At 57.4% G+C, this 14,755-nt stretch carries 10 protein-coding genes; 7 read left to right on the top strand and 3 right to left on the bottom strand.

Translation table 11 applies throughout. The features are described from left to right. Positions 1–104 precede the first annotated feature (104 nt). Positions 105–1,829, bottom strand: a complete 1,725-nt coding sequence (locus tag ACZM8Y_RS02215) for a proline--tRNA ligase (protein WP_482330433.1) — start codon at positions 1,827–1,829, stop codon at positions 105–107. 488 nt (positions 1,830–2,317) lie between these two features. Between ACZM8Y_RS02215 and ACZM8Y_RS02210 the strand changes: the two genes are divergently transcribed. Then, entirely contained in the window at positions 2,318–3,196 is an 879-nt protein-coding gene (locus ACZM8Y_RS02210; RefSeq protein WP_302553960.1) for a hypothetical protein, read from the top strand. Between the two features lie 218 nt (positions 3,197–3,414). Here ACZM8Y_RS02210 and ACZM8Y_RS02205 read toward each other — a convergent pair whose 3' ends face one another. Next, positions 3,415–3,744 carry a hypothetical protein gene (locus tag ACZM8Y_RS02205; RefSeq protein ID WP_482330431.1) on the bottom strand — a complete coding sequence of 110 codons (330 nt, stop codon included), beginning with the start codon at positions 3,742–3,744 and terminating at the stop codon, positions 3,415–3,417. A 179-nt stretch (positions 3,745–3,923) separates the two neighbouring features. On the opposite strand from ACZM8Y_RS02205, the gene ACZM8Y_RS02200 reads away from it, so the two are divergent. Then, positions 3,924–5,270, top strand: coding sequence for a radical SAM family protein (locus tag ACZM8Y_RS02200; RefSeq protein WP_479859581.1), 1,347 nt, complete (start codon positions 3,924–3,926; stop codon positions 5,268–5,270). Between the two features lie 1,408 nt (positions 5,271–6,678). On the opposite strand, the gene ACZM8Y_RS02195 is transcribed toward ACZM8Y_RS02200, so the two are convergent. Further along, the gene (locus ACZM8Y_RS02195) at positions 6,679–8,295 is read right to left on the bottom strand and encodes a lysylphosphatidylglycerol synthase transmembrane domain-containing protein (RefSeq protein ID WP_302553404.1); all 1,617 of its coding nucleotides are present in this window, start codon (positions 8,293–8,295) and stop codon (positions 6,679–6,681) included. A gap of 282 nt (positions 8,296–8,577) precedes the next feature. On the opposite strand from ACZM8Y_RS02195, the gene greA reads away from it, so the two are divergent. The 5 genes from greA to ACZM8Y_RS02170 all read left to right on the top strand — a co-directional run bounded on the left by greA (position 8,578) and on the right by ACZM8Y_RS02170 (position 14,053). After that, positions 8,578–9,060: a transcription elongation factor GreA gene (gene greA / locus ACZM8Y_RS02190; protein ID WP_302553403.1), complete on the top strand. Its 483-nt coding sequence runs from the start codon at positions 8,578–8,580 to the stop codon at positions 9,058–9,060. Between the two features lie 130 nt (positions 9,061–9,190). Continuing rightward, the gene (locus ACZM8Y_RS02185; RefSeq protein ID WP_482330428.1) at positions 9,191–10,588 is read left to right on the top strand and encodes a MiaB/RimO family radical SAM methylthiotransferase; all 1,398 of its coding nucleotides are present in this window, start codon (positions 9,191–9,193) and stop codon (positions 10,586–10,588) included. A gap of 116 nt (positions 10,589–10,704) precedes the next feature. Beyond that, on the top strand, positions 10,705–10,857 hold the full coding sequence (locus ACZM8Y_RS02180) for a hypothetical protein (RefSeq protein ID WP_337432169.1): 153 nt from the start codon (positions 10,705–10,707) through the stop codon (positions 10,855–10,857). Between the two features lie 113 nt (positions 10,858–10,970). Next, complete coding sequence (gene rbp / locus ACZM8Y_RS02175; RefSeq protein ID WP_005025453.1) at positions 10,971–11,237, top strand: RNA-binding regulator; 267 nt, start codon at positions 10,971–10,973, stop codon at positions 11,235–11,237. 1,634 nt (positions 11,238–12,871) lie between these two features. Further along, a complete protein-coding gene (locus ACZM8Y_RS02170) occupies positions 12,872–14,053 on the top strand; it encodes an iron-containing alcohol dehydrogenase (protein WP_302553400.1) in 1,182 nt (393 codons plus the stop codon). Positions 14,054–14,755 lie beyond the last annotated feature (702 nt).

Raw genomic sequence — 14,755 nt, 5'->3', positions numbered from 1 at the left:
AAAAGCTGAAAGTCTTAGGAGGATGAGGGGATGGGGTTTGGGGAAGGGGAGAAGGAAGCCCTTCTTCAGAAGGGTTCCTTCTCCCCTTCCCCAAGGGTACTCAGTTACATGCCCCAGCAGGCGAGGACGCCCTTGCGCCACGCGGCGAAGGCTTCCGCGAAGCCTTCCACGGGCAGCTCGCCCTTTTCGCCGGTCTTGCGGTTCTTCACTTCGACGATGCCGCGGGCGAGGCCCTTGCCTCCGACGACCACCTGCATGGGCAGCCCGATGAGGTCGGCATCCTTGAACTTCACGCCGGGGCGCTCCTCGCGGTCGTCAAGCAGCACGTCAAGGCCCATGCCGGTCAGCAGATCATACAGTTCGTCGGCTTTGGCGGCGGTGTCGGCGCTCTTGGGATCGAGGTTGAGGAGCTCAAGGTCGAACGGGGCGAGCGGCGGGGGGAAGGCGATGCCGTCGCCGTCGTTGTTCTGCTCGATGCAGGCCGCGACCACGCGGGAAACGCCGATGCCGTAGCAGCCCATGATGATGGTCTGCTCCTTGCCGTTCTCGTCGAGATAGATGGCGTTGAGGGCATTGGAATACTTGGTGCCGAGCTTGAAGACGTGGCCCACTTCGATGCCCTTGGCGAAGGCCACCGGCTTGCCGCAGCGGGGGCAGACGTCGCCTTCCGCGATGGAGCGCAGATCCGCATAGGCGAATGCCGGAACGTCGCGCTTGAGATCCACGTGCAGGATGTGCGTGTCGGCCTTGTTCGCGCCCGCGATCCAGTCCGTGCCGGCCATAAGCTCATGGTCGGCGACGATGGGACCGGCGGTGAAGCCCACGGGCCCGGCGAAGCCTACCGGGGCGTTCGTCCACTGGGTCACCTGTTCGGGCGAGGCGAGAACCACTTCATCGGCCTTGAAGTAGTTCTTCAGCTTGATTTCGTTCAGCTCGCGGTCGCCGCGCACGAGGGCCGCGACGGGCTTGCCGTCCACCACATAGAGCAGCGTCTTGATGAGCTTCTGCGCGGGAACCTTGAGGAAGCCGCAGACTTCCTCAATGGTATGCTGATCCGGGGTGGTTACTTCCTCAATGGCGGCGCAGGTTTCCTCACAGGCCTTGGCGGGCGCGAGGACGGCGGCGCGCTCAATGTTGGCGGACCAGTCGCACCCGGTGCAGTAGGCGATGGTATCTTCGCCGGTTTCCGCCAGCACCATGAACTCATGCGAGAAGTTGCCGCCGATGGAGCCGGAGTCGGCCTCCACAGGGCGGAACTGCAACGCCATGCGGCTGAAAATCTTTTTGTACGCCTCGAACATCTTCTTGTAGCTGATGTCCGCGCCTGCGTCGTCCTTGTCGAAGGAATAGGCGTCCTTCATCAGGAATTCGCGCCCGCGCATCAGGCCGAAGCGGGGGCGGATCTCGTCGCGGAACTTGGTCTGGATCTGATACAGGTTCATGGGAAGCTGGCGATAGGAGCGCACTTCGCCGCGGATGAGGTCGGTGATGACTTCCTCGTGCGTGGGGCCGAGGCAGTAGTCGCGTTCGTGGCGATCCTTGAAGCGCAGGAGTTCCTTGCCGTAGTGTTCCCAACGCCCGGATTCGCGCCACAGGTCGGCAGGCTGCACGGTCGGCATGAGGACTTCCTGGGCGCCTGCCCGGTTCATTTCCTCGCGCACGATGTTCGCGGCCTTGTTCAGGGTCCGCAGCCCCAAAGGCAGCCACGTATAGATGCCGGAAGTGAGCTTGCGAATCATGCCCGCGCGGATCAACAGTTTGTGGCTGATGACTTCAGCGTCGCCGGGGGCTTCTTTCAGAGTGGGGATGTACCATTGACTCCAGCGCATAAATGTACCTCAAAATGAAATAGGGAGCCCTTCGGGATGCGTTCGGGCTCTAAAGTGGGCAGGAGTGTAACCCCGAAGCGGCAAAAAGGCAAAAGATACCTGCCCATCCAACCCGGCGGTTTGGCTTGGGGATGCGCCGCACCGGGCCGCGGCGCAAACGGGGCGGCAGATGAACAGTGAGAACGTGAATGGATGCCGCCATTCCGGGCATGGAGGGGTGTACTTCGACATCCTCGCCGCCGAAGCCGGACAGATACCGCCATCACGGAGTGTGGAGGATCGTGGCATCCCGTTCCCCCCTTTCTTCCGCCTACCGCTGGCTATCCCGGAGCGTGGAGGGCCGGGTCATCCGCGTATGTGCCACCCTAGCCAGTAAAGTGGCTATCCCGGAGCATGGAGGGGCGGGGGTGTACAACACGATACTTTCCGGTGTATTGGATTTGTTCGTTCCGCCCGGAAGGGCAGTAAAACGCTTTTGGGAGAAAACAATGATTGCAAGACAGTTCAGGGGATTCACCGCTGCCGCATGTCTTATGCTTCTGGCGGCGCTTGGCATGCCGGCCGCTTCATGGGCATGGGAATCGGACGGGCCGCGCTTCAACATATACACGCAGGGCTATGAAAAGGCCGATGTGGACGAGGGCGGCTCGTATTCCAAGACGGAAACCGGCGTATCCGCGGGATACAAATGGTTCACGCTGTCCTACAAGCGTTCCGACTTCAGTTGGAGCGATTCCGATTCGGTGAATTTCAGCAAAAAGGACTCGCCGTGGGATCAGTTGAACAAGCTGACGCTGGATGCTTCGTTTAATGGCGTATTGAATGAGTCGGTGAGCTGGTTCGCGGGCGGCTCCATCATTTCCGGCTTTGAAGATCAGATTTGGGAGTCGTTTACGTTTGCGCCTCGCGGCGGCCTGACCTTTACGCCCACCTATGACCTGAAATTCCATGTCGGTGCGGCGGGCCTGATTTCTCCGGTGCGCCCGCTTGTCCTGCCTCTGGTCGGGGCTGAATGGCGCAGCGAGCACGATTATGGGCTGTCCGGCATCATAGGCTTCCCCGGCACGCGGGTGCAGTACCGTTTCAATGATCTGCTTGCGGCACGCGTGGCGGCGAAGTGGGAACGCGACATCTACCGCCTGTCCAACGACAGCAGCGTCGCCAAGAAGGGATATGTGGAAGAGTCCGGCTATACGGGCGGCGCGTATCTCGACATCACGCCCCTTGCCGGCCTGAAGCTGACGGTTGGCGCCGAACTGTTGTTTGATCGCCAGCTCCGCCTGTATGACAAGGGCGGCGACGAATTTTCCAAGACGGACGTGGATCGCTCCCTTGGCGCGGTCTTGCGGGCCAGCTACAGCTTCTAGGCAGTGTCGTCAATTATATAATATTAAAATTATTTAGCTATCTTAAGGTCGTAAAAAATGATTTCAATAGTTTAAAATAGTTGCATGTAACACGACGACACGGCCTAGGGCCTAGCCGATGCAAAAAAAAGAGCCGTTCCGGGGCATTCGCTCCGGGCGGCTCTTTACGTTTTCAACAACCTTTTTAAGGGGCTTTCCTTTTCAACTCCCCATCGCTTCTAGAGCTTCAATTCGGGCAAGCCCCCTTTAGGGGGATTGTCGTCGGAATAACCGAGGGAGGAGGGCGGGTCCATGCTCAAACCGTCGAGGGGGGATGACGCTTTTTCGGCAGGTTCGGAAGCGCGATCCCATGCTTGGGAGGGGGCCTGCTTCTCTTCCGGGGGGTACGGCGGCTGAACGGCCAAGGGATTGACGGCGATGCTGGCTTCAAGCTGCTGGAGCGTGGCGATGCGCTTCTCCAGTTTGGCCAGCGTGGAAAGAATAGCGCCGTGCTCTTCGCGCATGGCCTTCAACATGCTGTCCTGATTGCGCAGAATACAGAAAAACATGAAGGCCAAACCTCCGAACAACACAACCTCGAAAGCCAGCAGCATAACCGTATCCTTTTTTCATGCGTGAAATGCGCGCCCCGGCCTTGCCCCTTGCGGAGTCGTGTCACTTCCAGTACCTGTAGGCGCATTGGCTTATCTCATAATACCCATTGACCGCAACCGCAAGGATCTTACATATGGCATCTCCCTCCATCCGCCCCCGTATGCTTGTCGCTGACGAGCAGGGGAATATTTATGATCATCCCGATTTTTTGCTCCTGTGCCGCCGGGGAGAGGAATGGAGTCTGCCCCGCCCCGATGAACTGATGCCTCTGCCTGATGAGAGCGAGCTGTTTCTGCTGCCCGGACGCCGGGCCGTGGGCTTGAACCCGGAAACCGGCGAAACCGAAGTCATGGAAGACTGGGCCGTTGCCGCCTTCGCCGCGCCCGCGCATACGCTGACGGCCCACCCGGTATATGTGACCGATGAAGGCGCGCCCATGCTGCCCCTGTTTGCGTATGGGGCGGTCGGATTCGCCAACGGGCGCTTCTATGTCTGCGCCAAGAAGGTGGATGAGGACGTGCGGCAGGTCTTCAAAGGGATTTCACGAGGCAAAATCGACCGTTCCGCCCGGAAGATCATGGAAGATTTCCCGAACAACAGGCTCATGCAGCACATTATGCAGAACTGTACGCTGCGTTACGGCTGTCCGGCGGCAAAGAACTTGAGCCTAGGCCGCTACGAAGCGCCGTTGCCCACGTCCCGCACCTGCAACGCCCGCTGCATCGGATGTATTTCCCAGCAGGAGGAGGGCTCCAAGATTTGTACTACCCCCCAGTGCCGGCTGACCTTCACGCCCACGCCTGAGGAAGTGGTGGAGATCATGCGGTTCCACGCGAGCCGCGAGACGGAAAAGCCGGTCTTTTCCTTCGGGCAGGGCTGCGAAGGGGAGCCCTTGACCGAAGCGCCGCTGCTCATCGAGTCGGTGCGGCGGTACCGCGAGGCCGGAGGGCACGGCACAATCAACCTGAACTCCAATTCCTCCCGGCCGCAGGCCATTGCCGAGCTTGCGGAAGCGGGCTTGACTTCGCTGCGCGTGAGCCTCAACAGCGCCCGTCCCGAAGTGTACGAGCGGTACTACCGCCCGCGTGGTTATACGTTCGGCGATGTGCGGCAGTCGATCATAGAGGCCCGTTCGCGCGGTGTGCATGTCGCCGTGAACCTGTTGTATTTCCCCGGCATCACGGACACGGAAGAAGAAATTGAAGCCCTCATCGAGCTGTTCCAGTCCACCGGGATCAGCCTTGTGCAGCTTCGGAACCTGAACATCGATCCCGAATTTTACCCCTCGCTGCTTGAAGGGATTTCGTTCGGCCCGTCCGTAGGGCTGAACAACTTCCGCAAGCGCATCCGGCGGGCCTGTCCGTGGATTGCCTACGGCTATTTCAATCCTTATCTCGGCGACAAGGCCGACCTTGGGGATACGCCCATGCCCGGCGAGTGGAAGCCCGCCCAGCTTGAGGTTTCGGAAGCTGGAGAATAGGGCGGTAGGGGGATGAAGCATTGGGGAGGGGGAGGAGAAACTTTCTGGAGAAAGTTTCTCCTCCCCCTCCCCAAACCCCTCCCTCTCCTCTTCAAAGACTTTCGTGTTTATTGAATCCCCGTTCCCAGCGTTCCCTGAGTAATTTTGGGGGACGGCGTGCACGTCTGGGAGGGGAGGAAAGGAGAGAGGAAAGGGGTTTTAGTAAATGGGAGGTCGGGCAAGCGTATTGCCCGGCTTTTTTGTATGGCTCTGTCATATATGTGGTTGTTTTATCTCTACCGTACGGTGAAAATATGGCTTTTTTATCTGGTTTTTCCGTTGGCGGACTCTATGGCTAAGGCATTTTGTTGGCTTATTCCTTTGGAACTTTAAGGAAAAAGCATCAACCATTTTCTATGACATAGCTTTTTGTATTTGTAACGGAACTATCCTACAGTTTCTTTCTTAGCGTTATTGAAATATCCTCATTTTCAAAACCTTCCGTGTTTATTGAATCCCTGTTCCCAGCGTTCCCTGAGTAATTGTTTTTGGGCGGTGTACACATCCGGGAGGAGGGCAGAAGGAGGAAGGGGAGGTATTTTTAGTAAATGGGCGGTCGGGCAAGGGCATTGCCCATTTTTTTGCATTTATAACGGAACTATCCTATCCCATAGTATTTTTTATTTTCTTAGCGTTATTGAAATATCCTCCTCTTCAAAGTCTTCCGTGTTTATTGAATCCCTGTTCCCAGCGTTCCCTGAGTAGTTGTTTTGGGGAGGTGTACACATCTGGAAGAAGGGCGGAAGAAGGAAGGGGGTTTTTAGTAAATGGGAGGTCGGGCAAGGGCATTGCCCGGCTTCCTTTGCATTTGTAACAGGAGCCTCCTGCACTTCCTATTTTTATAGCTTTATTGAAATAGCTTAAAAGATTTTGTTAGAGCAATTGTTGATGTTTTATTTGGTGTTGTGCCATAGGAAACGGTTGATGCTTTATTTCTTGAAATTCTAAAGAAATAACCGATAAAATGCCCAATCATGGAGTCTACTAGCGGAAAAATTGGAAAAAATAATATTTTCCCCGTTTGTGGGTATGGAACGACTGCACTTTATGACAGGTCTTTATTGAAATTCAATAAAGATCAATAGAATGCTTCATATATGGAGTTGGGCAACGGAAAAACTACGGAGTACGGAATACTTACTATACCCTATGAATGGGGCGAGCATATTCTATGGCAAAATCAAGAAGAATGAGAATAGCGGAAAAGTTGAAGAAATACTGAAAAGGGGACGGCACTCCTGAAAACGGGAAAGCCGCCATGAGGGATTCGATAAGGTCGAAAGTCTTGGGAGGGAGAGGGGAGGGGCCGGGGAGGGGAGAGGGAACCTTTCTCCAGAAAGGTTCCCTCTCCCCTCCCCGATTGAATCCCCTATTGCTTGTTCCTTCTCCCAAAACGGCGGACGGCGTTCCAGCGCTTGCGGATCGGCGCCGTGCGCATGTATCCGGCGGCGATACAGATCAAAAGGAGCGCTTCGGCGGCGAACGTGCGGAACAGGCGTGCGGCGTCGGCGGCGTAGTCGGAAGACGTCCAGAGCACAGGATCGGAAGGGTCCATGTGGTAAATCAGCAGGCCAAGCCCGGCGGAGCAGACCAGAACGCTGACGATGGCGAACAACCAGCTGGGGGTGAGGTGCAGCTTCCACAAGGAAGACGGGCGACAGCACTTCCTCCGTATAGCGAGGACGGACATCAGGACGATGAGCGACATCAGGGCCACGAACCAGCTCAGGGAATGCAGCAGGGGGCCGATGATCCCGATGCACAGCATGGCGATGGTCAGCCGGAAGGCGGCGCGCTGCCGGTGCTGTATGCCGCGCGTGAGGAACAGCAGCATGACCCCGGCGACGCCTGTCGCCATGCTGGCGGACTCGACGATGCCGAGCGGGATCCACTCCCTGATCTGCGAGAGCCGTTCGGGGCTGACGGGCAGGACGACGTAGAAGCACAGAATGGCTCCGATGCCGAACACCGCGCTCGCCATGATCGTGGGCGCGAAGGCCCGCATCCAGCGCCCGGCATCGTGCAGCACGCCGGATTCCTGCATGGCCTGCTGGCGGACTTCGTAGACGGCGAAGATGACCGCAGCCAGCAGCAGCGGCAGCAGGTAGTAAATGACGCGGAAGCAGAGGAGGGCCGCGAAAACGGCCTGCGGCGAGGCCGTGGTCAGGTGCAGGATGACGACTTCCAGCACGCCCGCGCCGCCGGGGACGTGGGTCAGCACCACGGCCACCATCGCCATCAAATAGGTGGGCAGGAACTGGAGGAAGGAAACGTGTGCATCCGGGGGAAGCAGGGTGTACAGGCAGGCCCCCGCCGCGACGAGGTCGGCCCCGGCCACCACAGCTTGGGCGACGGCGATTTTGAAGGGCGGGAACGAGAATTCCTTGCCGAAGATGTGGATGGGCTTATGGATGAATTTGCAGACGACCAGATAGCTGACGGCAATAAGGAACAGGATGGCTCCGAGGGGGCGGATGTCCAGCGGCATATGCATGCCCAGTTCCGGCGGGATCTCCGGCGGCGCGATCATGAAAATCGCCCCAACGAGCCCAAGCGCCCCGACCCAGAAGGTGATGGCGAGCATCAGCACCAGCCTGACGATGTCCATTGGGGAAAAGCCCCAGCTTGAATAGAAACGGAAGCGCACCGTACTGCCGCCGAGCAGCGCGCCGAAATTGTAGCTTACGGCCTGCCCGACGAAGGAAACAAGCGACACGCGGGAAACGGGGAGGGTCTTATGGATGCCTTTGAGCGCCAGCCAGTCATAGCCGATCAGGATGATATAGTTGATGATGGCGAGCAGGACGGACAGGATGATGCTTCCCGTGGAAATCTGGGCGAGGCTCATGCGGATATCCGCGAGGCTGTATTTGCTGATTTCCCTATAGAGAAGATAGACCGCACCCAAGAAGATGCAGCCGACGAGGACGGGGCCCAAGGCGCGCAGCAGCCGTTTCAGAGCGAGTAGAAGTTGTTTCAGCATCATGTCTCCGACATAGACGGTTTGCGGAACGGGGACGGGATCTCCGGAACGGAAGAATGGATTCCGCTCTTTCTTGATACCTGCTCATCCCTCTTGGCGCAAGGTGGCTGTCCGAAAAGGGCGTTGATTTCCCGCCGCGGTTTTCCCGGTGGCTTGACCTATCCTCCGGGATGGACTACTTTGGCACCGTGGCAATCGCACTGAAGCTCCACCCATCGCGCAGCGACGGGGGGTGTTTTTTTTTGTATCGGGCGATTTCCGCAAGAATATTCAGGAGATTTCAACATGAGCAGTATCCCCATTTCCAAAGAAGGTTTCCAAGCCCTTGAACAGGAGCTGGACCGTCTGAAGAAAGAGCGTCCTCACGTTATCCAGGCCATTAAGGAAGCCCGCGAAGAAGGCGATTTGAAAGAAAACGCCGGCTACGACGCAGCCCGCGAACGCCAGGGGATGCTTGAAGCCCGCATCAAGTACATCGAATCGCGCATGGCGCTGTTCAATGTGATAGATCTTTCGACCCTTTCCAGCGAAAAGGCCATCTTCGGCGCGACCGTGACCGTGGAGGATGCGGATACCGGCGAAGAACGCGAGTTCACGCTGCTCGGCCCGGACGAGGCCGACTATGCCAAGGGGACCATTTCCATCCAGTCCCCCGTCGGCATGGCCCTGCTCGGCAAGGAAGTCGGCGACGAAATCACGGTCAACGCCCCGCGTGGCCGGATCAACTACGAGATCATCGACATCCAGTTCAAGAAAAAGACCGCCTGATTCCCATCCCTGCCAGGGGACTGGTGTTTCCCCCGTGCGAGTTGCCGCCCCGGCCGAAACGGCCTGGGCTGTTCCCCGATTCGTACACGCGAACCGGAAACCGGCAGGCGCTGCGGGGGAGACCCATCATATGCACTATGCCCCTTGGACTTTCTGCATCCTGACCTTCGGCTGTAAGGTCAACCAGTACGAATCCCAATCCGTGCGTGAGGCATGGCAGCGCATGGACGGCGCGGAGACGGACGTGCCCGCCGAGGCGGACGTGATCCTCCTCAATACGTGCGCCGTCACCGCCAATGCCGTGACCGACGCACGGCAGGCCGTACGCCGCCTCCAGCGCGAAGCGCCCGGCGTGCCCGTCGTCATCGCCGGGTGCGCCGCCGAGGTGGCCCGCAGGCAGCTTGCAGCCCTGCCCGGCGTGCTCCGCGTTGTGGAGCAGGATCATAAATCCCGGCTGCTCGACGCGCCGCCGCTCGTCCTTTTCGCTGGTGAGGAAGAGGGAGGCGCAGTGCCGTTCCCTTCCTCCCCCGCCGAAGCCGCCGCCCGCGCCGCCACGCGTGACCGCACGTTCCCGCCTTTCCATATCGACGGGTTCCGCCGGGCCCGTCCCGTGCTGAAGGTGCAGGACGGCTGTTCGCACAGGTGCGCCTATTGCATCGTCCCCCTGACGCGCGGCCCTGCCCGGAGCCGCCCCCCGAAGGAGTGCCTTGCCGAAATGCGCCGCTTGCTTGAGGCGGGCTATCGCGAGATCATGATTTCCGGCATCAACCTGCGCCAGTATGCTATGCGCAATGAGGGGTGCCGGGACTTCTGGGACTTGCTGTCGTATCTGGATCGCGAACTGGCCCCGGAGTGGGGGAGCGGCGCCCGGCCCGATCCGGCGCGTTTCCGCATCAGTTCCGTGGAGCCCGCACAGCTTACGGAACGGGGCATCGCCACGCTTGCCGAAACCCGCATGGTCTGCCCGCACCTGCACCTGTCGCTCCAGAGCGGGAGCGCGGACGTGCTGAAGGCCATGCGCCGGGGGCATTATACGCCGGAGGCGCTGCTTTCGGCGGTGGAGGGCGTAGCTAAGCTGTGGCCCCGTTTCGGGCTTGGGGCGGACATTCTGATGGGGTTCCCCGGAGAAACGGAATCGCACGTGCTGGAGACGCTGGAAGTGGTGCGGAGCCTGCCGCTGACCTATGCGCACGTATTCCCCTATTCCGCGCGTCCGGGAACCGTGGCGGCGGAACTGCCGGATCAGGTTGGGAAGGCCGTCCGGCAGGAGCGTGCCGCCCGCGTACGCGCGGTGGTGGAGGCCAAGCGCGAAGCCTTTTGGACGGATACCCTTACGTGTGGGCGGCTGCTCGTGGCGCTGGACTGCAACGAGGATTCTGGAGCCGCCTCAGGCCAGCACGGCGTGGACGAATGTTATGTGCCCTGCCGCCTGCGGACGCCGCTGCAGGGGGAAGGGCACACGCTGATCCCCGTGCGTCCGGTTTCCGCGGACAGGAAGGGGGTGCTCGTGGAACCCATCCTTCCGTGAGGGCCCCATTAAGATTGGTTGAATGGTCAATCTAAGGATTGTGCATTTTTGCAATCTTTTTTTAGAGGCGATGAAGGATAAGAAAGAACTTCGGGAAAGATTCCTGAAAAATTTTTATGCAAAAGATAGGCCTAAAATGTTCCTTTTTTGTAAAAAGAGGAGGAACAATCCCTGATAAAGTGCTTCCCGTTTTTTTCCATAAAGAAAAAGACTGGGAAGAAGATCAGAAAATTGATGAGAAGAAGGATAAAAATTCGGGAGGGCATTGACTTCCATTGTCGTGTCGGGCATGCTTCAGCCATGAGGAACCGCGTCGTTTCCAAGGTGTTTTGGAGATGGCCAAGCGCGGGAATACGGTGTCTTTTTTGATGAGGTTTATTTCATGGCTAAGTCTATCTATGTCGGCAACCTTCCTTGGTCCGCTACCGAAGAACAGGTTCAGAGCCTTTTTGCCGATTACGGCCCGGTCGTTTCTGTGAAACTCGTGAGCGATCGCGAAACCGGCCGTGCTCGTGGCTTCGGTTTTGTGGAAATGGAAGAACCCGGTGCTTCTGCTGCTATTGAAGCTTTGGACAACGCTAATTTCGGTGGCCGCACCCTGCGTGTCAACGAAGCCAAGCCCCGTGCCCCGCGTCCTCCGCGCTACTAGTTTGGCTTGATCCATCAGCGCCCCGATGTCCGCATCGGGGCGCTTTTTTTATGTCCGATCTACCCTCGGAGCGGCGGGCCGGGGCATGGGGCCGCGGCGGAAACGCAAGTTTTGCAGAAGGCCGGAACATCTTCCCCCACCTTGAAAAGAGATGCGCACGTCAGGTTGCCTTTGGGGGGGCGGCGTGGGGGCCCTGCTGGTGGGGGAAAAGGCTTCAATGGATCGTTTCCGGTTGTTGGCAAAGGCTGTGCCGTAGGAAATGATGAATACCTTACTTTTGAAGCTCCAAAGGGATGACCAATGGCTGTGTCATAGGAAATGGCTGGTGCTTTATTTTCTTTGAAATTCCAAAGGAAGAACAATACAAGACCCCAAATATGGAGCCCATCAATGGAAAAGGCTGGGGAAAATGTCCGTATTTTCACCATACTGCGAATATAAAACAATTACATATCATGACAGGGCCTAACCAATAAAATGCCTCAGCTATGGCGCCGGCCAACAAAAAAGCTGGAAAAAGGCCGCATTTCCATCATTACTGGGGGGATGGAGGGGCCACATCCTATGGCCGAGCCTTGGCAAAAAGGGGGCTCTGCCGTTGAGGGATAACGGGCTGGGAGGTATCCGCTTATTGAGGGGCTGACGGGTGTGGAAATGAAGCCCTGAATGATGTCGCGTGGGGAAGGAAGATGCGGGCCTGAAAGCCGCACAGCGCCCCAGTGCGGCTTGTTATGAATTTTTTAGGCCCTGTCATAGCATGTGATGGTTTCATATTCACAGCACGGTGAACATACAGCCTTTTTCTCCAGTTTTCCCCTTGGCGGAATCCATAGCTGAGGCATTTTGCCGGTTATTCCTTTAGAGCTTCAAGGGAAAAAGCATCAACCATTTTCTATGGCACAGCCGTTTTCTAGATTGTGTTGTTGTTTTTGTGTGTAATTATTTTAAATTATTAAAAATATTTTGCAATTTTGAAAATGGTTAAATAATTTTAATAGATTATATCTGATTGACGGCACGGCCTAGCCCATGCCGTGAAAAATCATGTCTTCCGCGCCTGTCCGGGCTTATCCCGTACAGGGGGCGCTGCGTGGAACCCCATCCCCGCATGGATGGCCTTTCCATGCGTGCCCGGTCGCCTCCGTGCCCGTCCATTTGGGGTGCGGGGAATAAAACGGATGGGGTGAGTCTTGCCGGACGTGCCGTTGTCCGTTATGAAGCATCAATCGGCGTGCTCCCACAGCGTCGGGATTGCCGCTCGGTGGAGCAGCCGTTACATTGGGATGTTGCCGGTGTTTGGGAAGATGGCATAAAACGGACAGGCCATAGGTTGCTGTTGGCGCACCGCTTAGGGAAAGACGCGTCCCCATGCGGCTTCGTGCCTCCCGGAACGGCGGTTCCGCTGCTTTTTCTCACGCTATTCCGATTTGTTGGATGATTCTAGTTTTCGTGAAAAAATGTGCATTTTCGGGGTAGCCAACCGGGAACATTTGGGTTAGTGAGAGTCGTGTTTGGTTAATCACTCAAAACTCCTTGATGACGCCGTACCGCGGCGGTGGCTATGGTGCCGCCCATGAAAGCGCATCCGGTCGAGGCTTCTTTTTCACCTCTCTTTTTGACGGTAAGGATTGAACATGTCTGTTCCTGGCAAAATGCACAGTTTTTTTGTTCCGGGCATTTCCCTGATCGGCGTGGGCGCGTGCCACGGTATCCCTCATTATGTCCGCACCTATCATATCACCAAGCCGCTGATCGTCACCGATAAGGGCATCGTGAACACGGGGATCCTCAAGATCATTACGGACATTCTGGACGGCGACAACATCCCGTACAGCATCTATGACAAGACCGTGCCGAATCCCACCGATGAAAACGTGACCGAAGGCGTCGCCCAGTATAAGGCCGACGGCTGCGACGGCCTGATTTCCATCGGCGGAGGCTCTTCGCACGACTGCTGCAAGGGCATAGGCATCCTGCTTTCCAACGGCGGCGCGATCTACCAGTACGAAGGCGTGGATAAGGTCAAGCACATGCTGCCGCACTACATCGCCATCAACACCACGGCGGGCACCGCTTCGGAGCTGACGCGCTTCTGCGTGATCACCGACAAGGAACGCCATGTGAAGATGTCCATTGTGGACTGGTTCCTGACCCCCAACGTCGCGGTCAACGACCCCGTCCTTATGGTCGGTATGCCTCCGGCCCTGACCGCCGCCACGGGTATGGATGCCCTGACGCACGCCATCGAAGCGTATGTATCCACCAACACCACGCCGATGACGGACGCTTGCGCGGCGCAGGCCATCCGGCTGGTTTCCAAGTATCTGCGCAAGGCCGTGGCCAACGGCAAGGACATGGAAGCCCGCGAAGGCATGGCGTATGCCCAGTATCTCGCCGGGATGGCCTTCAACAACGCCGGATTGGGCTACGTGCACGCAATGGCGCATCAGCTTGGCGGCTTCTACAGCCTGCCCCACGGCGAGTGCAACGCCATCCTCCTGCCCCATGTGGAATCTTTCAACCTGATTTCCCGCCTTGACCGTTTTGTGCGCATCGCGCAGATGATGGGCGAGTGCACTGACGGCCTGTCCGAACGCGCCGCCGCTGAATTGGCGATTTCCGCCATTAAGACGCTGTCGAAGGACGTGGGCATCCCCACGACGATCACCGAGCTCGCCGCCCGGTATGTGAAGGCCATCGATCCCCGCGACATCCCCGCAATGGTCGGGCATGCCCAGAAGGACACCTGCGCCGCCACAAACCCGCGCACAATGAGCTTGGAGACCATCAGCCAGCTATACAAAGACGTTTTTTAGGAACCGGCAAGGCGCCCGTTTGTGAAGCGGGCGCCTTTGCTTTCTGGTTCCGCCCGCCTTCCCTGTTTCCCGAATGCAGCCGACAGGAGGCGGGGTGCCTCTCATGCAAAAGTTTTTTTCCCGGTTTCTCAGGTGAGGGCCGGGATTTGTTTGGAATTGATGGGGAACGTATTTTTTGAAGGCCCTGTCAGGGGATGCGGCCGGTTTGTTTTTACAGCAGGGTGAATATACAGGATTTTTATACGCGGCCCTGTCATAGGATATGGTTGTTTTATCTCCACGGCGTAGTGAAGATACGCTTTTTTTCAGCTTTTTCGTCGGCGGGCACTATGCCTGGGGCCTTTTATCCGGTATCTTTTGGGGGCTTCAAGGAATAAAGCTGCAATCGTTTCCTGCGGTGCGGCCTCAGGCGCCTTTTTCGCGTATTCCCTTTTTCAGCGTGTCACGGAAACAGTGATGAAGCCTTATGCGCCTTTTCCTTGGCGGCTCCGCCATTGAGGTTTGCCGCTGATTGTTCATCGGGAAGTTCAAGAGGCTGTGCCGTGGGAAATGGCTGACGTCTTATTTCTCAAAAATTTTAATGGAATAACCAATAAAATGCCCCAACCGTAGAGCCGTCAACGGAAAAATGAAAGAAAAGGCTGTGTCATAGAAAATGGTTGATGCTTTTTTCCTTGAAACTCCAAAGGGATAACCGGCAAA

It is taken from the genome of Bilophila sp., from assembly GCF_057864385.1.
This window is presented reverse-complemented; position numbering and strand designations above follow the sequence as displayed.